Source organism: Kitasatospora sp. NBC_01560 (genome assembly GCF_045208415.1).
GTDB lineage: Bacteria > Actinomycetota > Actinomycetes > Streptomycetales > Streptomycetaceae > Kitasatospora.
This window is the reverse complement of sequence record NZ_CP109364.1, coordinates 2,258,716-2,282,109: the sequence shown is the minus strand read 5'-3', so window position 1 is coordinate 2,282,109 and position 23,394 is coordinate 2,258,716. Positions and strand designations below refer to the sequence as shown.

Here is a 23,394-nt window from a genome sequence, read left to right as displayed (position 1 = left end):
TGATCGCTGCATGAGCCAGTTACTGACAGAGGCGCTGCGGTCGCACGGTGACCGAGAGGCGATCGTCTTCCATGGTCGGACCACGAGTTACCGGACTCTGCTGACCGCCGTCGAGCAGTGGCGGGCCCGACTCGACGAGCACGGGATCCGTGCGGGGCGGGTCGTCGCACTGGAGTCGGCCTACTCCCCGCAGGCCTGCGCCGCGCTCGTCGCCCTCATCGAGGCGGGCGCGATCATCGTGCCGCTGGTCGCGCTGCCGGACGCCAAGCGGGCCGAGTTCCACGAGATCGCCGAGGTCGAGACGGTCATCACCCTCGACGGGGCGGACGCGGGGGTGAGCATCACCGCGACGGGGCGCTCGGCGAGCCACGAGCTCTTCGCCGCGCTGCGCCGTGAGGAGCGGCCCGGGCTCGTCCTCTTCAGTTCGGGCACCACGGGGCGCAGCAAGGCATCCGTCCTGGACTTCACCAAGGTCCTCGCCCGCTACAAGGGCGGCCGCGCGGCGCGCACGCTCTCCTTCCTCAACCTCGACCACATCGGCGGCATCAACACCCTGCTGCACACCATCGTGCACGGCGGTGCGGTCGTCACCGTGGCCGAGCGCACCCCGGACAGCGTCTTCGCGGCCGTCGCGGCGCACCGGGTGGAGGTGCTGCCGACCACGCCGACCTTCCTCACCATGGCCCTGGTCTCCGGAGCCTGCCGCAACCACGACGCCTCCTCGCTGCGCCTGGTCTCGTACGGGACGGAGCCGATGCCCGAGCAGACCCTGCGGGCCTTCCACGAGGCCCTCCCCGACGTGCGTCTCAAGCAGACCTACGGCCTGTCCGAACTGGGCATCCTGCCGACCAAGTCGAAGGACGACTCCTCCCTCTGGGTCAAGCTCGGCAGCGGCAACGGCTTCGACTACAAGGTCGTCGACGGGGTGCTGCGGGTCCGCTCGGAGATGGCCATGCTCGGCTACCTCAACGCGCCGGCGCCCTTCGACGAGGAGGGCTACTTCGACACCCAGGACATGGTGGTGTGCGAGGGCGAGTACCTGAAGATCCTCGGCCGCCGGTCGGAGATCATCAACGTGGGCGGGGAGAAGGTCTACCCGGCCGAGGTCGAGAACGTCGTGCTCGAAGTGGACAACATCGCGGACGTCACCGTCTCCGGCCGGCGCAACCCCGTGACCGGCATGGTCGTCCAGGCCACGGTCAAGCTCGTGCGCCCGGAGGACGAGCAGAGCGTCGCGGCCCGCGTGCAGGAGTACTGCGCCACCCGCCTGGAGCCGTACAAGACGCCCCTCATCGTCCGGGTGTCCGCGGACGAGCAGCACTCGGACCGCTTCAAGAAGCTCCGGACCACGGCGTGAGCGGCGTCGCGCTGGTCAGCGGCGGCAGCCGCGGCCTCGGCCGGACGCTGGTCACCCGCCTGCTCGCGGAGGGCTGGCAGGTCGCCACCTTCAGCCGGAGCACGGGCGACTTCGTCGAGGAGACCCTGAAGGCCGAGCCCGACCGGTTCTTCTGGATCCGGGCCGACCTCCAGGAGCCCGACACCGTGCGGGAGGCGGCCAAGGCCGCGATCCGGCACTTCGGCCGGGTCGATCTGCTGGTGAACAACGCCGGCGTGCTGGACCAGGGCCTGTTCGTCACGATGCCGCCCCGGCAGGTCGAAGCCCTCATCACCGCCAACCTGACCTCACCCGTGGCCCTGGCCCAGGTGGTCGCCCGGTCCATGGTGGCCTCGGGCAGCGGCCAGATCGTCAACGTCTCGTCGGTCAACGCCGTCCGCGGCTACCGCGGTGTGGCCGCCTACAGCGCCGCGAAGGCGGGCCTGGACGGTCTGACCCACAGCCTCGCCCGCGAGCTGGGCCCCGCCGGGATCCGGGTCAACACGGTCGTGCCCGGCTTCTTCGACTCCGACATGACGGCAGTCGTCACCGAGGAGTACCGCGAGCGCATCCGGCGCCGCACCCCGCTCGGCCGGCTCGGCGACCACGAAGAGATCGCCGACGCCGTGCTCTTCCTCGCTTCACCGCGGGCCGGTTTCGTCACCGGCCAGCGACTCGTCATCGATGGAGGAATCACATGCTGACAATTGACGTGCGGACCGTGGTCGTCGAGGAGGTCGCGGCGGTCCTCGACGCGGACATGGCCGACGACCTCGGCGATGTCACCGCCGAGACCGAGCTCAGCGCGCTCGGCCTGAACTCCCTCGCCTTCGCCCGGCTCATCATCCGCCTGGAGACCGCGATCGGTGTCGACCCCTTCGCGGAGGGCGAGGGCTTCGCCGCCCTGCGCACCGTCGGCGCCCTCGCCCAGGCGTACGAGCAGGCGCTGAGAGCCCGCAAGGAGGCCTGAGCGATGTCCACGTCCGCACCCGCCCTGCTGCACCTGTCGTCCGTCGAGGACTACCTCGGCCCCGCCGACACCCGCTTCTTCTCGGCCGGCTACCGCCGCGCCGAGTACACCGTCCAGGATGTGCGTGTCACCCCGGGGGAGCGGCCGGCGGTCACCGCCGTCATCTCGCTCTCCTACCCGCGGGACTGGTCGAAGAAGAAGGCGTCGACCGACCTGTTCCCGCACGTCAGCACCGTCGACATGCTGGTGATCGGGCTCCAGCTGTCCGAGGCGTACCTCGTCCACACGCACCGGCTCGACGTCGGGCAGCGACGTCGGGCCCGCGTCAGGAAGATCACCCTCAAGGCGGGCACCACCCCGCAGGAGGACCTGACCGGCCTGTCCGCGGCGGCCGAGCTCCGGGGCACCCGCGAGGACCCGACCGCCGAGGGCGGCCACGTGTCGACCTTCACCGCGCACGTGGGCGTGATGACGGCCCGGTACGAGATCGAGCACGCGGCGCCGGCCAGGATCACCGAGGAGGGTGCCTACCCCTCGCTCGACGCCGTCCTCGGAGCGGCCGCCGGCCGCTACTACGGCGAGGGCTTCAAGCTGCGCGAGCACACGATCGGCGACGTCCGGGCCGACGTGGGCGAGTCGACCGCCACCGCGACCGTCACCACCCGGAGCCTGCCCGGCTACCAGGCGGTCACCGACGGCCTGGACGGCGACCACCTCGCGGCCGGCCTCTCGCCCGTCGACTGCTTCGTCACGAACCTCCAGCTCATCCAGGTGCTGCTGTACGAACTCGACGGGATCAGCCGCAAGGACAGCAACACCCTCTGGATGCAGAAGACGGTCCTGACCGCGGTGGGCCCCGCCCACCTCGCGGCCCGGCCCGCCGCCGCCCACGTCGCCTTCACCGACAAGTGGCTCGTGCCGCTGCGCGGCGGACTGTGGCGTGACGTCACCGTCGCCGCCCGCCTCGGCGGTTACGAGATGCAGTGCTCCTTCGCCCATGAACTCCCGCAGCACGCAGCGGCGTTCGCCGACGGCCAGACCATCTGAGGGCTGACATGAAGATCTCCGTATCCGGTACCTACTCGGCCGGCAAAACCTCCACGGTCATGGCCCTCTCGCACTACCTGGGCGTTCCGCGCACCCTGGCCCGGACGATCCGCGAGATCCTTCCGGAGGCCGTTCCCGGAAAGGCGCTCGCCGAGGTGACCCCCGCCGAGTTCCTGCACCTGATGCTGCGCCGCCACTGCGGGCGCGCGGTGGAGGAGGCCAAGCTCGGCGACACCTTCCTGTCCGACGGCTCCTCCCTCCAGGAGTGGCTGTACGGCGCCGCCCGCGTCGCCCACGGCATGAACCCCAACGCCACCGCCGCCAACGAGGGCGGCCTCGCCCCCGGGGCCAGTGACGAGATGCGCTTCTTCGGTGAGGTGGTCGACGAGTACGGCAAGGCGTTCCGTGCGCACGTGCGCCAGACCTACGACGTGTTCATCCACCTGGAGCACGAGCTGGAGATCACCTCGGACGGCCACCGCCCGATGAACAAGGGCTTCCGCGACACGATCGACCGGATGCTCCTGGAGACCGTGGAGGAGTTCGGGATCCCCCTGTACCGGGTCAGCGGCACCATGCCCGAGCGCATGGAGAAGATCACCGCCGCCCTCGGCCGCACCCCCGTGATGAGCATCGAGCGCGCCCTCGAACTCGGCAGGCGCGACTACGACGCCCAGGACTTCCGCCTTGAGACCGAACGTTCCTGAGCCCGCCCGGCCACGTACGCACCCATGAGAACGGGACCACCGATGCACCGTAGAACCCTCCTCAGGTCCACCGCGGCCCTGTCCGCCGCCCTCGGCCTCACGGCGGCGGAGACCGGCACCGCCTCCCCCTCGTACGCGGCCGGCGAATCCGCCGCCACGGCGCGGATGAACGAGCGGACGCGGACCGGCCGCGCGCTGCGCAAGGCCGCCGCCGAGCGGGACTATCCGGCCACGCTGCCCGACCACCCGGTGAACGGCGAGGAGTCGTCCCTCCCCGGCAGGCTCGGCAACTACTCGAAGGGCCTGCCGCACAACGATCTCGGCGAGGTCGACCTCCCGGCCTACACGCTGATGCTGAAGGCCCTCACGAGCGGGAAGCCCGCCGACTTCGAGGCGATCCCGATGGCCGGCGAGCGCAAGCAGCTCGGCCCGCAGGGCGGTCTCGTGTACGACCTCGCCGGGCCGGACTTCGCCAAGCTGGTCGTCCCGGCCGCGCCCCGGATGAACAGCGCGCACGTGGCCGCCGAGATGGCCGAGCTGTACTGGCTGGCGCTCCTGCGCGACGAAAAGTTCACCGACTTCGAGGACTCGGCGCTCGCCGCCACGGCGGCCGCCGACCTGTCGACCTTCTCCGCCGGCCGGATGCCCAAGCAGGAGGGCAAGGTCACCCCGCACGCGCTGTTCCGCGGGAACACCCCGGCCGACCTGGTCGGCCCGTTCGTCTCGCAGTTCCTGCTCCGGCCCGTCCAGTACGGCACCCTGCGCGTGCCGCAGCTGCACGACACCGTCCAGCCGGGCGTGAACTACGGCGCGGAGTTCGGTGAGTGGCTCGCGCTCCAGCGTGGCGCCGCGCGCACCACCCAGCGGGACTTCACCCACACCCGCCACATCCAGACCCCGCGCGACCTGGCGCACTACACGCACTTCGACGTGCTCTACCAGGCGTACCTCAACGCCGCGCTGATCATGCTGGCTCTGCCGCAGGCGGACGTCCAGGACCGGGGCAACCCCTACCTGGCCTCCAAGAACCAGATGGGCTTCCCCACCTTCGGGACGCCGCACCTGGTCTCGCTCATCGCCGAGGTGGCCGTACGGGCCATCAAGCACACCGAGTACCAGCAGTTCTTCGTCCACCGGCGCGTGCGGCCCGAGGCGTTCGGCGGGCGGATCGAGGTGCAGCTGCGGCGCAGCCCCGGCCGCTACGCGGGGCTGATCGCCAAGGAGATCCTCGACTCCGAGGTGCTGGACCGGTCCCTGGCGGCGCACGGCTCCTACCTGCTGCCCCAGTCCTTCCCCGAAGGCTCGCCGATGAGCCCGTCGTACCAGAGCGGCCACGCGACCGTCGCGGGCGCGTGCACGACCGTGCTCAAGGCGTGGTTCAACGAGTCGTACGTCCTGACGGACCCGGTCGTGCCGAGCGCCGACGGCACCTCCCTCGTGCCGTACACGGGCGCCGGCAAGGACTCCCTGACCATCGGCGGCGAGCTCGCCAAGCTGGCGGCCAACATCGGTGCGGGGCGCGCCTCTGCCGGCGTCCACTACCGCAGCGACAACACTGAGGCGTACACGCTCGGCGAGTCGATCGCCGTCGAGGTGATGCGGGCCCAGAAGCCGCTCTTCAACGAGCAGGGCAGCTTCTCCCTCACCCGCTTCGACGGCACCACCATCACCATCTGAACCCGGCAGAGAAAAGAAGACAGGAAACGATGATGCGCAGGACACAGCTCGGAAGCCAGGGTCTGAACGTCTCGGCGGTGGGCCTCGGGTGCATGGGCATGACCTTCGGGTACGGCTCCGTCGAGGAGTCGCGCTCGATCGCCACGATCGAGCGGGCCCTCGACCTCGGGGTCGACTTCCTCGACTCCTCGGACCACTACGGCCCGGAGACCAACGAGACGCTGATCGGGCGGGCGATCGCCGGCCGCCGGGCCGAGGTGGTGGTGGCCACCAAGTTCGGCACGTACTCCCCCGAGACCCCGCCGCGGATCCCGGACGGCCGCCCCGAGACGGTGCGCTGGGCCGTCGAGGGCTCGCTGAAGCGTCTCGGCACCGACTACATCGACCTCTACTACCAGCACCGCGTCGACCCGAAGGTCCCGGTCGAGGAGACCGTCGGGGCCATGGCCGAGCTGGTGGCCGAGGGCAAGGTGCGCTACCTCGGCCTGTGCGAGGCCTCGGCGCAGACGATCCGGCGCGCCCACGCGGTGCACCCGCTGACCGCGGTGCAGTCCGAGTACTCGCTGTGGACGCGGGACGCCGAGGGCGACGTCCTGTCGACCCTGGCGGAGCTGGGCATCGGTTTCGTGCCGTACTCCCCGCTCGGCCGCGGGTTCCTCACGGGGGCGATCTCCTCGGTCGACGGCCTCGCCGACAACGACTTCCGGCGGATCGCCCCGCGCTTCCAGGGCGACAACCTCGCGGCCAACCGCAAGCTGCTCGGCCGGCTCCAGGAGATCGCCCTGGAGCGGGGCGTGACGACCGCTCAGGTGGCACTGGCCTGGGTGCTGCGCGCCGGCGAGTCGGTCGTGCCGATCCCCGGCACGACCCGCCCGGAGCGGGTGGACGAGAACACCGCGGCGCTGGAGATCGTCCTGACCGACGCGGAGGCCGAGGAGCTGTCCGCGGTCTTCGCCACGGGAACCGCGGTCGGCGACCGCTACCCGGCCCCGATGATGGCCACGCTCAACGGCTGACGCGGACGGCCGACGGGGTGCTCAGCCGTTTCGGCGGCACCCCGTCGGCCTGCGCGCACTCAGCCGCGGGCGCGCTGGATGATCCCTCTGGTGTCCACGCCCGTCTCCTTCTCGGGCCGCGGCGTGTAGAGGACGATCAACAGGTCGGCGAACTGCGGGATGCGCATCCGCGCGACGTCGAAGTGCAGCTCTCCGAGCTCGGGGTGGTTGAGGATCTTGAAGTTCACGCCCTCGGCCTGCACGTCGTGCCGGGACCACAGTTCGGCGAAATCCGGGCTCTGTTTCATCAGTTCGCCGATGATGATCTCGTATCCGAGGTCGTGCGACCGGTTGATCATTCCGTACCGGTACTGTGCCGCTATCCACGGCGCGAGCTCGCTCCAGTTCACGATTCGTTCACGCAGTCGAGAACTTGTGAAGAAGGCCACTATGGAGTTCCGATAGGTCTTGCGGTACCCGAGAATGTCGTACGTGGCCTCGTTGGCAACCACCAGGTTCCAGTAGGGGTCGACGACGAATGCCGGGTAGGGGGAGTTGTTCTCCACGAGGCGCGCGAGCATGACATCCACTTCGAGGGGTTCGGAATGGAGGGGCACCGGAGGATTCAGGCCGGCCAGCGCGTAGAGGTAGCAGCGTTCGGTCTGGTCGAGGCGGAGCGCCCGCGCGATGGCGTCGAGTACCTGCGGAGACACCGAGATGTCCCGGCCCTGTTCGAGCCACTGGTACCAGGAAGCGCTGACTCCCGCCAGGAAGGCCACTTCCTCCCGTCGTAAGCCGGGTGTTCTCCGGCGTCCGTAGTTCGGGATGCCCACGGCCTCGGGGGTCAGCCGGCCGCGCCGGTTGACCAGGAAGTCCCGCAGCTCCGTGCGGCGTCGGTCCCTCGCCGATGAGCGGCGGCGCACTGCCGAAGCAGGGTCGCCCGATGCCACCGCCGACACGGCCTCCGATGTGGACAGCGTGCTCCGGGCGTCTGTCGACCGGCCGTTGATGGTGTACAGGATGTGCTCCCCTCCTGCCGGCTTCGCCGGCGGTCTGCTTGTCGTGTGACACGGATCAAGACGTACGGGAAACAAAGCAGGTGTGCCCGCCGGGAGGCCAGGCCCCGGACTGAGTTCCGGCACGAGCCACGCGGCTGGGATCAGGGTAGTTGATGGTGTGTCGAAAACAGGTTCGATGGTGATCGGGCTGCACCGGCCGGGCCCGGCGGTGCCACGAGGTCCGGCCGGGGCCGGAGCCGCGTCCACCGGGCCGGAGCCGGAGCCCCGCCGGCCGGGGTCACACGGCGACGGGCGCCTTGATGGCCGGGTGGTGCCGGTAGTCGAGCACCTCGACGTCGGGGTAGGCGTAGTCGAAGAGCGAGTCGGCCCGGCGCAGCCGCAGCCGGGGGAGGTCGAACGGGCTGCGGGAGAGCTGCTCCGTCACCTGCTCGACGTGGTTGTCGTAGATGTGGCAGTCGCCGCCGGTCCAGACGAAGTCGCCCGGTTCGAGGCCGGCCTGCTGCGCCATCATGTGCGTGAGCAGGGCGTAGCCGGCGAGGTTGAACGGGACGCCGAGGAAGAGGTCCGCGCTGCGCTGGTACAGCTGGCAGGAGAGCCGGCCGTCGGCGACGTAGAACTGGAAGAAGGCGTGGCACGGCGCGAGGGCCATCGCGGACAGTTCGCCGACGTTCCAGGCGGAGACGATCATCCGGCGGGAGTCCGGGTCGTCGCGCAGGGTGTCGAGGACGCCGCTGATCTGGTCGATGTGCCGGCCGTCCGGGGTGGGCCAGGAGCGCCACTGGGCGCCGTAGACCGGGCCGAGGTCGCCGTTCTCGTCGGCCCATTCGTCCCAGATGGTGACGCCGTGCTCCTGCAGCCAGCGCACGTTGGAGTCGCCGCGCAGGAACCAGAGCAGCTCGTGGACGATCGACCTCAGGTGCACCTTCTTGGTGGTGACCAGCGGGAACCCCTGCGCGAGGTCGTACCGCAACTGGTGCCCGAAGACGCTCCGGGTGCCGGTGCCCGTCCGGTCGGCCTTGGCCGTTCCGGAGTCGAGTACCAGTCGCAACAGGTCTTCGTACTGGGTGTCCGCCACGGGCATCGATCCTACCCCGCCCGCTGCGCCGTCCCGGCCGTCCGCCCTGGTCACCGGCAGGGCCCGGGCGCGGTCGGCGCGGAGCCGGCGGCCGGTGTCGCCGCCGGGCCGGTCCGGCGTACCGCCCGCCGCGGCGCGCCGGGCGGTACGACCCGGGGGTCAGTCCGTGCGGGGCTTCCAGCCGAGGGCCGGGCCGAGGTGCCCGGCGATGTCGGTGAGGATCTGCACGTAGTCCTCGTGCCCGAAGGTGAACGGGAGCGCGAACGCGACCTCGTCCACCTCCTGGAACGCGGCGTGGGCGGACAGCCGCTCGGCGATCTCCGCGGACGTGCCGACCAGGTCGCGCTCGAACATCAGCCGGGCCGGCCCCTGGGGGGTGGCGGTGCGCGGCGTCCGGGTCTCGGCGTAGGCCTCGTAGCGGGCGCGCTGCTCCGGCGAGGCGCTGTCGGTCGGGATGACGACGAGCCCCTGGGAGACGCGGGCCCGCTCGCCGTCGGGGTGGTGGGCGCGGAACGTCCGGATGTGCGACAGCTGGATCTGCGCGAAGTCCTCGGACTCCTCGGCCTTGACGACGCTGCTGGTGAGCAGGTTCATCCCGTTCTCGCCCGCCCAGCGGGCCGAGCGCAGGCTGCCGCCGCCGTACCACATCCGGCCGGCCAGGCCCGGGGAGTGCGGCTGGACCCGCCGCGAGTAGACCTCGAAGCCCTCGGTGCCCTCGAAGTCGGTGGCCGGCTCGCCGCGGACCAGGCCGAGCAGCCGCAGCGCGCGGTCGTGGCCGAAGTCCTCGTGCTCGCCGGTGCCGGGGTAGAGCGCCTCCCGGACCTGCTCGAAGTGGGCGGGCGGGCCGATGCTGACGCCCGGGTTCAGCCGGCCGCCGGAGAGGAGGTCGACCGTGGCGAGGTCCTCGGCCAGGCGCAGTGGGTTCTCCCAGCCGAGCGGGATGACGGCGGTGCCGAGCTCGATCCGCCGGGTGCGCTGCGAGGCCGCGGCGAGGACGGCGACCGGCGAGGAGATCCCGTACTGCAGGTGCCGGTGCCGCAGCCAGGCGGTGTCGAAGCCCAACTGCTCGCCCAGCTCGATGATTTCGAGGGTCGACTCGTGGCCGCGGCGGGGGTCGGCCTCGTCGAACAGGCCGATGGTCAGGAAGCCCAGCTTCCGTAGCGGGCGTGAGGCCAGTGGCATGAGGTTCCTCCAGGTCGGGTCGCCGGTCGTGCGGGCGTGGCCGCCGGGCCCGTCGGGCACGTCGGATCCGCCGGGCACGACGCTACGCCCGCCCGGGACGGTGCTCCGCCCCGGCCGGCGAAGTGCCCCGGCCGGGGCGGGCGTTGCGCGGGGTGTCCCGCGGCCCGTTACGCGGCCCGTTACGCGGTGCCCGACCAGGAGTGGGTGCCGAGGAGGGTCTTGATGTCGGAGGCGAGGCCGTTGTCGGGGTTCACCCGGAAGCCGAGTTCGTAGAGGGTGTCCTTGTCCCAGCTGGTGGTCAGCAGGCGGACCGGGACGTCGCCGGGGTGGGCCTGGAGGGCGAGCTTGAGTTCGGCGACCGTCCCGGCGGTGATCTTGCCGAGCGGCATGGTGATCTGGACGGGTGGCTTGGTGCCGAGCTCGGCGGAGGAGACGTCGACGGTGGTGAGCTCCTGGCCGAAGATGCTCAGCGAGCCGTCGCGCTCGTTGAGGCGCCCGCGGACCGAGACGACGTTGTCCTCGATCATCTGCTCGGCCATCAGGTTGTAGGTGGCGGGGAAGAACAGCACCTCGACCGAGCCGTCGCGGTCGGCGAGGGTGATGATCGCCCAGGCGTTGCCGGCCTTGTTGATCCGGCGGTCGACGGCGGTGATCAGGCCGGACAGCCGGACCTCGCCCTCGGTGCGGCCGGAGCCGAGGAGCTCGGCGATGGAGCTGTCGCGGTTCTTGGAGAGGATGTGCTCGGCGCCGTCCAGCGGGTGGCTGGAGACGTACAGGCCGAGCATCTCGCGCTCCAGACTGAGCAGTTGGCGGCGCGGCCACTCGCGGTCGGTGAGCACGAAGTCCAGGCCGATGCCGGGGCCGTCGTCGCCGCCGTCGAGGGCGCCGAACAGGTCGTCCTGGCCGATGGCCTGCTGCTTCTTCACCCCGGTCACGGCGTCGATCGCCGATTCGTGCACGGTGCTGAGCGAGAGGCGGGTGTGGCCGAGGGAGTCGAAGGCACCGGCCTTGATCAGGGAGTCGACGGTGCGCTTGTTGCAGACCACCAGCTCGACCTTGTCCAGGAAGTCCGGGAAGGAGGCGTACTTGCCCTTCTCCTTCCGGGTCTTCACCAGGGACTCGATCACCGGCACGCCGACGTTGCGGACGGCCTTGAGGCCGAAGCGGACGTCGCTGCCGATGGCGGTGAAGTCGACGACGGACTCGTTGACGTCGGGGGAGAGGATCTTGATGCCCATCTGGCGGCACTCCGCCAGGTAGACGGCCATCTTGTCCTTGTCGTCGGCCACGGAGGTGAGCAGGGCGGCCATGTACTCGGCGGGGTAGTTCGCCTTGAGGTAGGCCGTCTGGTAGGAGACCAGGCCGTACGCGGCGGAGTGCGATTTGTTGAACGCGTAGCCGGCGAACGGGACGAGGACGTCCCAGACGGCCTGGATGGCCGCGTCGGAGTAGCCGCGCTCCTTGCACCCGGCGTGGAACGGGACGAACTCCTTCTCCAGCACCTCCTTCTTCTTCTTGCCCATCGCGCGGCGGAGCAGGTCGGCCTGTCCGAGGCTGTAGCCGGCCAGCACCTGGGCGGCTCGCTGCACCTGCTCCTGGTAGACGATGAGGCCGTAGGTGGGGCCGAGGACCTCCTTGAGGGGCTCCTCCAGCTCGGGGTGGATCGGCAGGATCTCCTGCTGGGCGTTCTTGCGCAGCGCGTAGTTGGTGTGCGAGTTCATGCCCATCGGGCCGGGCCGGTAGAGCGCCGAGACGGCGGAGATGTCGGCGAACTCGGTGGGCTTCATCAGCTTGAGCAGGGCGCGCATGGGGCCGCCGTCGAGCTGGAACACGCCCAGGGTGTCGCCGCGGGCCAGCAGCTGGTAGGTGGTGGGGTCGTCGATCGGGATCTTCTCGATGTCGACGTCCACGCCGCGGTTGGCTTTGACGATCTTGATGCAGTGGTCGATGATGCCCAGGTTCCGCAGACCCAGGAAGTCCATCTTGATCAGGCCCATGGCTTCGCACGACGGGTAGTCGAAGCCGGTGATGATCACGCCGTCCTTGTCCCGCATGTGCAGCGGGATGAGGTCGAGCAGCGGGGTCGAGGAGAGGATGACGGCGGCGGCGTGCACGCCGGTGCCGCGGATCAGGCCCTCGATGCCCAGGCCGGTGTCGATGATCTTCTTGACATCGGGCTCGTTGTCGTACAGCGCCCGGATCTCGGTGCCCTCGTTGTACCGGGGGTGCTTGTCGTTGAAGAGGTCCGCGAGCGGGACGCCCTTGCCCATCACGTCCGGCGGCATCGCCTTGGTGATCCGGTCGCCCATCGCGAACGGGTAGCCGAGGATGCGGTTGGCGTCCTTGACGGCGGCCTTGGCCTTGATCGTGCCGAAGGTGTTGACCTGCGCGGTGTAGGCGGAGCCGTACTTGTCGGTGACGTAGCGCACCATCTGGTCGCGCTGGCGGTCGTCGAAGTCGATGTCGACGTCCGGGGGGTTGATGCGCTCGGGGTTGAGGAACCGCTCGAACAGCAGGTCGTGCTCCAGCGGGTCCAGCTCGGTGATCCGGGTGAGGTAGGACACCATCGAACCGGCCGCGGAGCCTCGGCCCGGGCCGACCGGGATGCCGTTGTCCCGGGCGTACTGGCAGATGTCGGCGACCACGAGGAAGTAGGCGTCGAACCCCATCGGGGTGATCACGCCCATCTCCAGCTCGACCCGGTCCAGCACCTCCTGGCTGGGGCTGTCGCCGTAGCGGTGCTGGAGGCCGGCGGCGATCTTCTGGCGCAGGAACGAGGCCTGGCTCTCGCCCTCGGGGACGTCGAACTGCGGCATCCGGTCGACGTAGGTGAACACGTCCCCGTACGACTCGACCCGCTCGGCGATCGCCAGGGTGTTGTCGCAGGCCTCCGGCAGCTCGCGGAACAGCTCGCGCATCTCGTCGGCGGTCTTGATGTAGTAGCCGGAGCCGTTGAACTTGAACCGGTTCGGGTCGTCCTTGTTCTTGCCCACGCCGACGCAGAGCAGGCTGTCGTGGGCGTCCGCCTGGTCGGCGGTGACGTAGTGCGAGTCGTTGGTCGCCAGCAGCGGGATGTCCAGCTGCTTGGCGAGGCGCAGCAGGTCCTGGCGGACGTCCTGCTCGATCGACAGCCCGTGGTCCATCAGCTCCAGGAAGTAGTTCTCCTTGCCGAAGATGTCCTGGTAGGCGCCGGCCGCCTTGACAGCCTCGTCGTACTGGCCGAGCCGCAGCCGGGTCTGCACCTCGCCGGAGGGGCAGCCGGTGGTGGCGATGATGCCGGTGGCGTTGGCGGCGATCAGCTCGCGGTCCATCCGGGGCTTCATGTAGTAGCCCTCCATCGACGCGAGCGAGGAGAGCTTGAAGAGGTTCCGCAGGCCGGTGGCGTTCTGGGCCCACATGGTCATGTGGGTGTAGCGGCCGCCGCCGGAGACGTCCTTGCCGCCCTCGCCGTCGGCGCTGGCCGGGCGCTGGCCGCCCGGCGACCAGAACACCTGCTTCTTGTGGAAGCGCGAGGACGGGGCGACGTACGCCTCGATGCCGATGATCGGCTTGACGCCGGTCTTGGCGGCGGCGTGGAAGAACTCGTACGCGCCGAACATGTTGCCGTGGTCACTCATCGCGATGGCCGGCATGCCCAGCCGCTCGGCCTCGGCGAAGAGCTTGCCGTTCTTCGCGGCCCCGTCCAGCATCGAGTACTCGGTGTGGACGTGCAGGTGCGCGAAGGTGTCGGACACGGCGCGGGCTCCTCGTCGGCGGGGGGTGTCCCGGGGCGGGCGCGACCCGGGGCGGAACGGTCCAGGCTAACCGGTCGGCGCCGGCGACTCGCCCGGGCGGGCCTCCGGGCCGCCGGTCCTTGACAGGACGCCCCCGTGCCGTCGGCGGCTCCCCGCCGGGGTCCGCGTGGCGCCGCCGGCGCGCGGCGCCGGACCGGGGGGCGGGGCCGGGGGGGCGGGGCCCGCCCGGACGGTGACGTGGGAGGCCTCAGGAGGTCAGCGCGAGGGCGGAGGTGGCCAGCAGGACGCCCCCGACGGCCAGGACGGCGCTGGTGGCGGCCACCCCGCGCAGCGGTACCCGCAGGCCGGCCGCGCGGCACCGCTCGTACCAGAGCAGGGTGGCCAGCGAGGCCCACGGCGTCACCAGCGCGCCGATGTTGGTGCCGATCAGCAGCGCGAGCAGCTGGTGGTGGTTGCCCGCCGGGACGGCGGCCTCGCCGGCCAGGTACACCGGCAGGTTGTTGAGCAGGTTGGACAGGCCCGCGCCGACCGCGGAGGCGCGGAACATGCCGACCACCCCGCCGTCCGTCCCGACCGCCTCGGCCAGCACCCGGTGCAGCCCGTGCGCGTCGACCGTCTGCACCACCAGGAACATCCCCGGCACCATCACCAGCAGCCGCCACGGGACGAGCGAGGCCCGCAGCGCGGCCGGGCGCCGGACGGCGAAGGCGAGCACGGCCACCGCCGCGGTCGTCCCCGAGGCGACCCAGAGCGGCAGGCCGGTCAGCAGCGTCGCCAGCAGGAAGCCGGTGCAGGCCAGCCCGCAGATCCGGAACAGCACCGGATCGGCCGGCCGGTGGGCCGGCGGCGGCAGGTAGTCGGCGGCGCCCCGGCGGCCGCGCCGCCAGTAGAACCACCAGAGGCAGGCCATCGTCGCCAGGAGGGCGGCCAGCTGCGGCGCCCACATCACCCGGGCCAGGCCGGCGGGGGAGAGCGCGACCCGCTCGGCGGCCAGCAGATTGGTCAGGTTGGAGACCGGCAGCAGCAGGCTCGCCGTGTTGGCCAGCCAGACCGTCGTCATCGCCAGCGGGAGCGGGGCGATGCCGACCCGGGTGGCGAGCGCCAGCATCACCGGGGTGAGCAGCACGGCGGTGGTGTCCAGGTTCAGGGCGATCGTGGTCAGCCCGGCGAAGGCCACGCAGAGCAGGAACAGCCGCGGGTAGCTGCCCCGCCCGACCCGGGCCACCCCCGCCGCCACCACGTCGAACACCTCGGCGGCAGTGGTCAGCTCGGCCAGCACGACGACGGTGGCGAGGAAGGCCAGCAGCGGGGTGATCCGGGCGGCCGCCTCGCCCGCCGGGCCGGTCGGCAGCAGGCCGGTGGCCAGGAACAGCAGCCCGCAGCCGAGCAGCGCGGCGGCCACCCAGTCCAACGGGTGGAGGCGTCGCAGGGTGGTCCGGAGGGCAAACACGCCCGCCAGGGTCGCACAGGGCCGTGCCCACGTCGAAGCCGGGCCGGGCCCGGGGCCGTCCACCCCGGCCCGGCCCGGCGCCCGGCGCCCGGCGCCCGGCGCCCGCGGCTCAGCCCCCGCGCCCGTGGCTCAGCCCCGGCGCCAGACGGTGAAGTTCTGCTGCCGGTCCACCTTCTCGACGCGCCACTCGGCGGGGTGGCCCGACCAGTACCCGTCCGGGGCGGCGTCCTCCGCCGGGGCGGGCGTGATCATCGCGGTGGCCTCCGCCGGGAGCGGCTGCCAGCGCGGGTCGCGGTACCAGATCCGGCCCTGGTAGACCTCGAAGGCCTGCGTGCCGCGCAGGAACCCGTCCACGTCCCAGGCGAAGACCACGCTGTCGTCGGGGCGCAGCCCGGAGCTCTGGGTGAAGCCGGTGGCCAGGCCCTTGCGCCACTTCGAGTGCGGGTGGGCGACCGCCTCGGTGACGGTGGCGGTGGCGAACCCGGCGAACATCGCGAGCGAGAGGCCGAGCGCCCAGGCCACCCGCCGCCCGCCGGTCAGCCGCAGCAGGACGGTCGCGCCCAGCACGACGAGGGCCGCGGAGGTCGAGCGCAGCATGTTGAGCTTGCCCCAGTCCGCGGCCAGGAAGAGGACGTCCGGCATGCCCCAGCTGATGAACACCTGGGTCCTGAGCAGCGGCCCGGCGGACCACATCACCAGCTCGGCCAGCAGCAGGGTGAGCCCGGCGGCCCCGGCCGCCGCCGCGGCGAGCCGGCGCCGCCCGGCCCGGCAGACGACGGCCGCGCCCGTCACGAAGGCCGCCGGGACGAGGTAGGAGGTGTACCGGGCGTACACCCAGTTGTCGATCCGCCCGTCGTCCGGGAGCGCCGCCGCGGCGGCGAACGCGGTGCCGACCAGCAACGCCACCAGGACGCCGCCGACGATCCGGTGCGCGCGCGGGGTGCGCCGGCCGAACAGCACGAACAGGCAGGTGACGATCGCCAGCCCGCCCACCCCCCAGGTGGAGACGGTGAAGTACCAGATCTGCCCGGCCGTCCGGGTCAGCGTGCGCTGCAGGATGTCGGGGTTCAGCAGCCCCTCCCACAGGTACTCGCCGACCTTGCTCGGCTCGACGGTGAACTGCCGGTTCAGCCAGCCGGCCAGCGCCTCGGCGAAGGCCACCCCGGCGCCCAGCGCGGCCAGGCCGGCCACGGTGCTCCGCCACGGTGCCCGGCGCAGCAGCAGCACCCCGGCGAACACCGCGGCGGTCACCGCGACCACCACGCCGCCACGGTCGTGGGTCGCCATCGTGTACGCGGCGGACGCGCCGGCCCCGGCCGCGTACCACGCGCGGCGGCCGGCCGGGCCTTCGGAGAGCCAGCCGTGCAGGCAGAGCAGCCAGGCCAGGACCAGCACCGGCAGGACGGCGTCGGTCAGTACGAACTCGGCGTAGAACACCACCGGCGGCAGCAGCGCGGTGGCGGTGGCGAAGACGTACGCGGGCAGGCCGCGCACACCGAGCCGGCGCAGCGCCAGGTAGGCGAGCGGCAGGACCAGCGCGTTGATCAGCGCGTTGATCCCCATCACCAGGTGGTAGGCCGTCACCGGGTCGTCCGCGATCCGGAACGCCGGGGAGATCAGCAGCGGGTAGCCGCCCGGGATCACCACGCCGACCGGCATCTCGGTCGTCCCCCGCCCGGCCAGCACCCGGGCCAGCACCAGGTACGAGTCCTCGTCGGGGTGGACGGAGGGGTAGCTCAGGTGCCGGACGAGCAGGAACCGGAACAGCACGGCCCCGGCGTACCCGGCCAGCACGGCGCCGGTCCGGAACCGGCGCCGGCCGCAGGCCCGCCCGAGCCACTGCACGGCCCGCCCGGACCACTGCACGGCCCGGCCGGCCGGGGGAGCGTGCTCCCGCGGAGCGTCGGCGGCCGGCGGCGCGGTGCTCCCTCCGACGGTCGCTGTCGAGGTCTGCTGCATGGGGGTGGACTCCTGACGGTACGGCGGAGCGGCGTGCCCCGGGGCAGGGCCCGGGGCACGCCGTCCGAAGGGAACGGGCTTCAGCCGAGGCGGCGGGTGAGCCGGAGACGGGAGCGGGTGAAGAGAGCGGCGAGCAGACCGGCCAGCAGGGGGAGGACGAGCGCGGTGAGCGCGATCCCGGTCCAGGGGACGACGACCGGGTTGGTCACGCCCGGATAGTCGACGGCCTTCACCTTGAGCAGGGCGATCGCGGGCACGAAGCCGTTGACCGTCCCGAGCACCGCGCCCAGCAGCGCGATCAGCGCGCACTGGACGCCGGAGAGCCGGCGGCGGATGCCGGGCGGCGCGCCGACGGCGGCCAGGGTGGCCCGGTCGCGCCGGGAGTCCGCGGCGGCGAGGCCGGTGGCGATGCAGGCCGCGCCGAGCACGACCACGCCGGCGAAGCCGGTCAGGGCGAGGGACGGCAGGTCGCTCTTGGGCCGGAAGCCGCGTTCGACGTCGAACTGGGCCATCGGCGCCAGCCGGTCGGCGGTGGCGGCGGCGCGCTGCTCCGCCCGGTGGTCCGGTGCGGTGGCCGGCAGCCAGACCGCCCCGACGGGCCGGACACTGAGGCCGAGGCGCTCCATCGCCGCGGCGCCGACCACCCCGGCCCCGTAGCGGGCCGCGTCCGGGTTGTCGATCAGGACGGCGTCGACACCGAGCTCCTTGACCTCCTGGGTGGGGGCGGAGCCGGGCTGCGCACCGCCGGTGAAGCCACCGGTGAGCTGGAGCAGCACCTTGCCGTCGTGGATCCGGCCGGCGTCGAAGACGACCGCCTTCCCGGCGGCCAGCGCCTGTTCGGCGGCCGGGTCGCGCAGCGCGAAGGCGTTGCGGAGCACGGCGGCGTCGCCCACGACGAGGGTGTTCTTCCCGTGCAGGCCGCCGCCGGTGCCCTTGACGGTCACCTGGCTGGAGCATTCCTTGCACCACGAGTAGAACGCCTGGGAGAGGTCGGCTCGTTCACCGAGCCCGGGAACGTCCTGCTCGACGGCCGACCGCAGCCGCGGGAGCTGCGGGTCGTCCGGCGTGACGGCGAGCGTGACGGCGTTGACCGGGGTGAACGGGCGGTAGGACTCGCGGTCCCGGGCCTCGGTGCTGGCGGTGTAGAGGCCGACGGCGACGGAGCCGGCGACGGCGGCCATCACGGCGGCGACGGCGGGGGCGGTGCGCCCGCGGTGCCGGGCGGAGTCGCGCAGCGCGAGCCGGCCGCTGAGCGGCAGGTGGCGGGCGAGCCGGCCGAAGAGGGCGATCAGCACCGGGGTGAGGGCGAGCAGCCCGAGTTCGGCGGCGACGGAGCCGGCCAGCACCATCAGGGTCATCCGGTCGAGACCGGCGATGACGGGGATGCCGCGCCCGGTCCCGTCGCCGGTGCCGACGGCGAGCAGGGCGGTGGCCGCACCCGCGACGAAGAGCACGGCGCCCAGGGCGGTGGTCCGGCGGCTCGGCGGCTTGATCGTGTCCCGGTCGTTGAGACCGGCGGTGATGCTCTGGCGGGCCGCCTGGAGGGCGGGCAGCGCCGCCGCGAGCAGGGCGGTGGCCAGGCCGACGGCGCCGATCGCCACCAGGTCGGTGAGCTGCAGGCCGAAGTGGCCGAACCGGCTGCCGGCGGTCTCCTCGATCCACGGGCGCAGCAGCGCCACCAGACCGGTGCCGAGCGCGACGCCCGCGGCCGCACCGGTGAGGCCGAGCACCAGGCCGGCGCCGAGGACGACGGAGGCGACGTGCCCGCGGCTGCCGCCGCCGGCCGCGAGCAGCGCCAGCTGCCGGCGGGAGCGGCGGGCGCCGACGGCGAAGGCCGGCCCGGCGAGCAGGGCCACCTCCAGCAGCGCCATCCCCGCGACGACGGCCACCACCACGGCGGTGTCCCGGCGCGTGGAGTCGGTGAGGCCCGCCGACCGGTCGTAATCGGCGGCCGCCCCGGCGGGCGGGTCGATCGCCACGGCGCGGGAGGTGGCGGTGAAGCCGTACGCGTTGAGCCGTCGGACCGCGGCGAGGTCCATGGTCTTTCCGGCGGGGAGCCGGACCAGCCAGGACGCCTTGTCGGCGGCCTGCTCGGAGACGCCGGTCGGCAGCTTGGCGGCCGGGGCGAGCGCGGCCAGCGGCGCGGTGACCTCGCCGGGGCGCCCGACGAACTCGACCTTGTCGAGGTCACCGGCGTGCTCCACCACACCGGTCAGCGTGAACGGCGTCTTCTCCAGGCCCTTGAGGGTGGTGGTGGAGCCGAGGCCGAGGCCGGACTCGCGGAGGAACGCCCGGGTGACGGCCGCCTCGTGCGCGGCCTTCGGCGCGCGGCCGTCGACCAGGGTGATCCGGCCCTTCCAGACCGGGTCGGCCAGATCGGCTTCGGCGGTGTCGGTCTGGAGCAGGCCGTCCCGGGAGGCGGCGCTCGCGGTGGGGCCCGGCCCGGCCGGCAGCAGGACGGCGCCGGGCAGCAGCTCCGTCAGCAGGTCGGCGGGGACGGAGGTGGCGCCGCGGGCCTGCTCCGGCGTCGGGGCCTGGTCCTGCCGGGGCGCGACGGCGTAGGCGCCGTCCTCGGCGAACGGGGCCTGGTGCACCGTACTGCCCGGTGCGTACGCGGTGACGTACGCGTCGGCGCCGCCGAGCAGCCGCTCGGCCCGCTCGGCCGGGGTGAGCTGGCCGCTGCGGTAGACCACGTCGGCGCCGGCGACGCCGAGGACGGGCAGCGCGACCATGGCGACGACGAGGGCGCTGCGGCCCTTGGCGCGCAGGGCGTCGCGGCGCGCGATGCGCAGCGCGACCTTGAGTGAACGCAGCTTCATCGGGTGGCCCCGATCCCGTCGTTGCGGCCGGTGCGGCCGTGGCGGGCCGCCATCCGCAGCAGCGTGTCTGCGTCCTGGCCGATGCTCTCGTCCACGATCCGGCCGTCGCTGAGAAAGACGACGCGGTCGGCCCAGGCGGCGTGGCGGGGTTCGTGGGTGACCATCATGGCGGCGGCGCCGGCGTCGCAGCGGGCGCGCAGGACCGTCAGGACGGCCTCGCCGGTGGTGGAGTCGAGGGCGCCGGTGGGTTCGTCGGCGAGGACGAGGCGGCGGTCGCCGATCAGGGCGCGGGCGATGGCGACGCGCTGCTGCTGGCCGCCGGACATGTCGTCGGGGAACCGGTCGGCGAGCTCGGGGATGCCGAGCTCCTCCAGGGCGGCGAGCGCCTCCCGGCGGGTCACCCGCCCCGAGGCGCCGTCGAGTTCGCGCGGGAGGGCGATGTTCTCGGCGGCGGTGAGGGCCGGGATCAGGTTGTAGTCCTGGAAGACGTAGCCGACGGAGCGGCGCCGCGCCTCGGCGAGCTTCCCGCGGCTGAGGCCGCCGAGCGCGACCCCTTCGACGAGGACCTGGCCGGTGGACGGGGTGTCCAGGCCGCCCGCGAGGGTCAGCAGGGTGGACTTGCCGGAGCCGGACGGGCCCATCACGGCGACGAACTCGCCCGGGTGGACCAACAGGTCGACACCGCGCAGCGCCTGGACCTCGCCCGCACCCCGCCCGTGGGTGCGGGTGACGTGGTCGAGGTGCAGCACCGGACGGGCGGCGGCCCGGCTGGGACTGGTCTGAGGCATGGGTGGTCCCCCTCTGGAGATGGCAACGCGTCGGAATGCCCGCGGTCGGCGGTGGGGGCGTCCCCTGGCCCGACCGGGCTTGCATACCGAGTATGTATACCCCACCCGTCGGGTAAAAGTATATGCAGTCCGCCGACATATGAAGGTGGACTGGTCCGGATCGGGGCCCGGGGCGGGTGCGGGCGGCGGAAAAACGTTTGGCGCGCGGCCGCCGGGGCGGAAGAATCCGGCCGTCGGACGGCAGTGGGGAGCGGATTTTGGCGGACGTGTTCGGGTGCCGGCAGTGCGGCGTCGCGCTCACCGCCCCACTGGCCCGGGTCGCACTGCCCGACCACGCGCGCCAGTCCTACGGCCACGGTCTGCTCCCCGTCCTCATGGAGGCCGGGACGTACGCCGTCGACCCCGAACCCTGGGGACCGCCCTGGCGGCTGTGGAGCGATCTCGGTGCGGGCGAGGCCGAGGCCCGGGGAGTGTTCGCCCCCGTCCCCGCGCTGTCCTACGGCGTGCCCGGGGCTATCGTCGTCGCGCCGGGCGATGTGCACGGCACGGTCCTGATACCGGGCAGGTGCGGTGGACACTGCTGCGGGCTGACCGGCCGGGACGGCCCGAACCTGGCCTGCGCGCACTGCGGGCGGGAGGTGGCGACCCGCATTGACGACTGCTCGCTCTGGCAGTCCGTCCGGCTCGACCCGGGTGCGGTGCGCCGTCTCCCCGGCGAAGCACCTGACGAGTCGCCGGCCGGCTGGGAGGCGCTGGCACGTGAACGGCGGAGCACGCCGCCGCTCGAACCGGCCGGGTACTGGGACCCGCGCTGGGAGGCCGCCGCCGGGGTGACCCTGGCCCACCTGCTGGTGGCGGCGGAGGGCAGCCCGGTGGCCCTGCCCGGCGGCCTCGTCACGGACCTCTTCGGCCGTGCGCTCGACGGCTTCCTCCCGCCCGGTCCGGCACCGAAGACCCTCGCCCTCGCCGGTCCGGGCCTGCCGGACCCCGATCCGGCCTCCCATCTCGCGCTCGTTCCGCGGCATCCGCGGACCGGAGAGACCTGGCAGTCGCCCGGTCGCGCGGTCGCGGTGCCGATCGCCGACGACGTGTGGATGCACCTCGCCTTCCACAACGACCGCTTGCTCGTCCCCGCGACGGGCGTCCTGCCCCGGGGCGTCCTGCGCGACGATCCGCCGCCGAGACGCCCGGCGCGGTTGTTCACGCCCGACCGGAGGGTCTTCCTCGACACCCTCGCCCGACTGCCCGCCCTGCGCGAGCCCTGGCTGCGCAGGGTCTACGACGCTCAGTCCGGCTGACCCGGGCCGGCCCGGCCGAGCCTGGCCGGGCCCGGGGGAGTCGGTGCACGCAGAGGTGCGCGCGGGGCCTGCTCGGGTGCTGGACGGTGAGGAAGCGGGGCTCGGGGAGCCGCCGGAGGTACTCGGGCTTGGTGGTCCACGCGCAACCGCCCGGCAACTTGATCCGACGGCAGGCCCCTGGGCGCCGTTCGGTGTGCAACTTCGCAGGTCGCGCGAGGCGAGAGGGCTCACGCAGGCCCAGCTGGCGAGGAAGGTCGGATACGATCCGTCCTACGTCTCGTATGCCGAACTTGCAACGCGTGAACCACCGAGCGAGAAGTTCGCGAGCCGGGTGGACGAGGCGCTGGAGACCGGCGGCACGCTGCTGTTGATGTGGTTGCAGAACAAGCACTCGGCCCTGTTGGAGGGCTTTCCCGAAACGCGAGTTACGAGGCCAGGGCCACCGAGATACGGATCTACGAATCCGGAGTCGTGCCGGGGCTGTTCCAGACCGAGGCGTACGCAACTGCGCTGGCCATGGCCGACGTTCGCCGCGGGACCATCACGCGGAGGCAGGCCGAGGAGCGAGTGACCTTCCTGCTTGCGCGCCAACAGTTGCTGAGGCGGGGCAGTCCGCCGCTCGTGCACGCGGTGCTGGACGAGAGCTGCCTGCGCCGTCCGATCGGCGGATCGGCCGTCATGGAGCAGCAGTTCAGTACCCTGGAGGAGCAGTTCGACGCGAGCCACGTGATTCTCCAGGTGGCCCGTTCGCTATGGCGGAGCACCGGCCGTTTGCGCTGCCCATGCGTCTCCTGACGCTCGCCGATCACTCTCTGCTCGGCTACTCGGAGTCGGAAGGTCGCAGTCATCTTGAGCGTGATTCAGACAGGCTGGCAGTTTGGAAGAGACACTACGATCGACTGCAAGTAGGAGCGTTGGCCGAAATGGCGACTCTTCAATGGATTCGCGCTGCTCGGGAGGGAACCCCATGTCCGACACTGACTTGACACGCGCGTCGTGGACGAAGTCCAGCTACAGCCAGCAGGGTGGCGACTGCGTCGAGGTGGCGCCGGGGCTCCCCGGTGTCCTTCCGGTCCGCGACTCCAAGGATTCCGAGGGTCCCGCGCTCGTCTTCCGCGCCGAGGCCTGGCGGTCGTTCGTCGCCGCCGTCCGGTCCGGCGAGTTCGGCACTGTCTGACGGTCGGTGCATGACGCGGCCCCCGACCGGTTGAAACCGGGCGGGAGCCGTGGGCGTGTGCGGGGCCGGGCGGAGCTTGGGGAAACGTCCGTGCCGGTGCCATTGCAGTGTTACGGTCTGAA

The 23,394-nt window shown here is 72.2% G+C and carries 18 protein-coding genes and 1 pseudogene; 11 read left to right on the top strand and 8 right to left on the bottom strand.

Going from position 1 to position 23,394, the window contains the following annotated elements:
• The first annotated feature begins 10 nt into the window (after positions 1-10).
• The 7 genes from OH807_RS09420 to OH807_RS09390 are packed head-to-tail and all read left to right on the top strand — an operon-like array spanning position 11 to position 6,792.
• Positions 11-1,357: a class I adenylate-forming enzyme family protein gene (locus OH807_RS09420; RefSeq protein WP_406196288.1), complete on the top strand. Its 1,347-nt coding sequence runs from the start codon at positions 11-13 to the stop codon at positions 1,355-1,357.
• Positions 1,354-2,079, top strand: a complete 726-nt coding sequence (locus OH807_RS09415; RefSeq protein WP_406196285.1) for an SDR family NAD(P)-dependent oxidoreductase — start codon at positions 1,354-1,356, stop codon at positions 2,077-2,079. The genes OH807_RS09420 and OH807_RS09415 overlap by 4 nt, the downstream gene beginning before the upstream one ends.
• Entirely contained in the window at positions 2,073-2,345 is a 273-nt protein-coding gene (locus tag OH807_RS09410; RefSeq protein ID WP_406196282.1) for a phosphopantetheine-binding protein, read from the top strand. Before OH807_RS09415 ends, OH807_RS09410 begins: the two co-directional genes overlap by 7 nt.
• Positions 2,346-2,348: 3 nt before the next feature.
• A complete protein-coding gene (locus tag OH807_RS09405; protein ID WP_406196279.1) occupies positions 2,349-3,392 on the top strand; it encodes an AvrD family protein in 1,044 nt (347 codons plus the stop codon).
• Positions 3,393-3,400: 8 nt separating this feature from the next.
• Entirely contained in the window at positions 3,401-4,099 is a 699-nt protein-coding gene (locus OH807_RS09400) for an AAA family ATPase (protein ID WP_406196277.1), read from the top strand.
• Positions 4,100-4,141: 42 nt separating this feature from the next.
• Complete coding sequence (locus tag OH807_RS09395; RefSeq protein WP_406196275.1) at positions 4,142-5,776, top strand: vanadium-dependent haloperoxidase; 1,635 nt, start codon at positions 4,142-4,144, stop codon at positions 5,774-5,776.
• Between the two features lie 32 nt (positions 5,777-5,808).
• Entirely contained in the window at positions 5,809-6,792 is a 984-nt protein-coding gene (locus tag OH807_RS09390) for an aldo/keto reductase (RefSeq protein WP_406210851.1), read from the top strand.
• 59 nt (positions 6,793-6,851) lie between these two features.
• Here the strand turns inward: OH807_RS09390 and OH807_RS09385 are convergent, their stop codons facing one another.
• From OH807_RS09385 to OH807_RS09350, 8 genes are all read right to left on the bottom strand, one after another.
• Positions 6,852-7,730 carry a helix-turn-helix transcriptional regulator gene (locus OH807_RS09385; protein WP_406196273.1) on the bottom strand — a complete coding sequence of 293 codons (879 nt, stop codon included), beginning with the start codon at positions 7,728-7,730 and terminating at the stop codon, positions 6,852-6,854.
• Between the two features lie 337 nt (positions 7,731-8,067).
• Positions 8,068-8,871 carry a thymidylate synthase gene (locus OH807_RS09380; RefSeq protein ID WP_406196271.1) on the bottom strand — a complete coding sequence of 268 codons (804 nt, stop codon included), beginning with the start codon at positions 8,869-8,871 and terminating at the stop codon, positions 8,068-8,070.
• Between the two features lie 153 nt (positions 8,872-9,024).
• Entirely contained in the window at positions 9,025-10,047 is a 1,023-nt protein-coding gene (locus tag OH807_RS09375) for an LLM class flavin-dependent oxidoreductase (protein WP_406196268.1), read from the bottom strand.
• Between the two features lie 179 nt (positions 10,048-10,226).
• Positions 10,227-13,781, bottom strand: coding sequence for a DNA polymerase III subunit alpha (gene dnaE / locus OH807_RS09370; RefSeq protein ID WP_406196266.1), 3,555 nt, complete (start codon positions 13,779-13,781; stop codon positions 10,227-10,229).
• A 247-nt stretch (positions 13,782-14,028) separates the two neighbouring features.
• Complete coding sequence (locus OH807_RS09365; protein ID WP_406196264.1) at positions 14,029-15,231, bottom strand: SLC13 family permease; 1,203 nt, start codon at positions 15,229-15,231, stop codon at positions 14,029-14,031.
• A gap of 129 nt (positions 15,232-15,360) precedes the next feature.
• Positions 15,361-17,190: a hypothetical protein gene (locus OH807_RS09360; protein ID WP_406196261.1), complete on the bottom strand. Its 1,830-nt coding sequence runs from the start codon at positions 17,188-17,190 to the stop codon at positions 15,361-15,363.
• Positions 17,191-17,270: 80 nt separating this feature from the next.
• The gene (locus OH807_RS09355; protein WP_406196258.1) at positions 17,271-20,009 is read right to left on the bottom strand and encodes an FtsX-like permease family protein; all 2,739 of its coding nucleotides are present in this window, start codon (positions 20,007-20,009) and stop codon (positions 17,271-17,273) included.
• Positions 20,006-20,797, bottom strand: a complete 792-nt coding sequence (locus OH807_RS09350) for an ABC transporter ATP-binding protein (protein ID WP_406196255.1) — start codon at positions 20,795-20,797, stop codon at positions 20,006-20,008. Before OH807_RS09350 ends, OH807_RS09355 begins: the two co-directional genes overlap by 4 nt.
• A gap of 266 nt (positions 20,798-21,063) precedes the next feature.
• Here OH807_RS09350 and OH807_RS09345 point away from each other — a divergent pair, with 266 nt between their 5' ends.
• From OH807_RS09345 to OH807_RS09330, 4 genes and pseudogenes are all read left to right on the top strand, one after another.
• Positions 21,064-22,095, top strand: coding sequence for a hypothetical protein (locus OH807_RS09345; RefSeq protein WP_406210848.1), 1,032 nt, complete (start codon positions 21,064-21,066; stop codon positions 22,093-22,095).
• Positions 22,096-22,138: 43 nt separating this feature from the next.
• Entirely contained in the window at positions 22,139-22,666 is a 528-nt protein-coding gene (locus tag OH807_RS09340) for a multiprotein-bridging factor 1 family protein (protein ID WP_406196253.1), read from the top strand.
• Positions 22,567-23,081, top strand: a pseudogene (locus OH807_RS09335) (DUF5753 domain-containing protein). Before OH807_RS09340 ends, OH807_RS09335 begins: the two are co-directional and overlap by 100 nt.
• Positions 23,063-23,272: a DUF397 domain-containing protein gene (locus tag OH807_RS09330; RefSeq protein ID WP_406196250.1), complete on the top strand. Its 210-nt coding sequence runs from the start codon at positions 23,063-23,065 to the stop codon at positions 23,270-23,272. The pseudogene OH807_RS09335 and the gene OH807_RS09330 overlap by 19 nt, the downstream one beginning before the upstream one ends.
• Positions 23,273-23,394 lie beyond the last annotated feature (122 nt).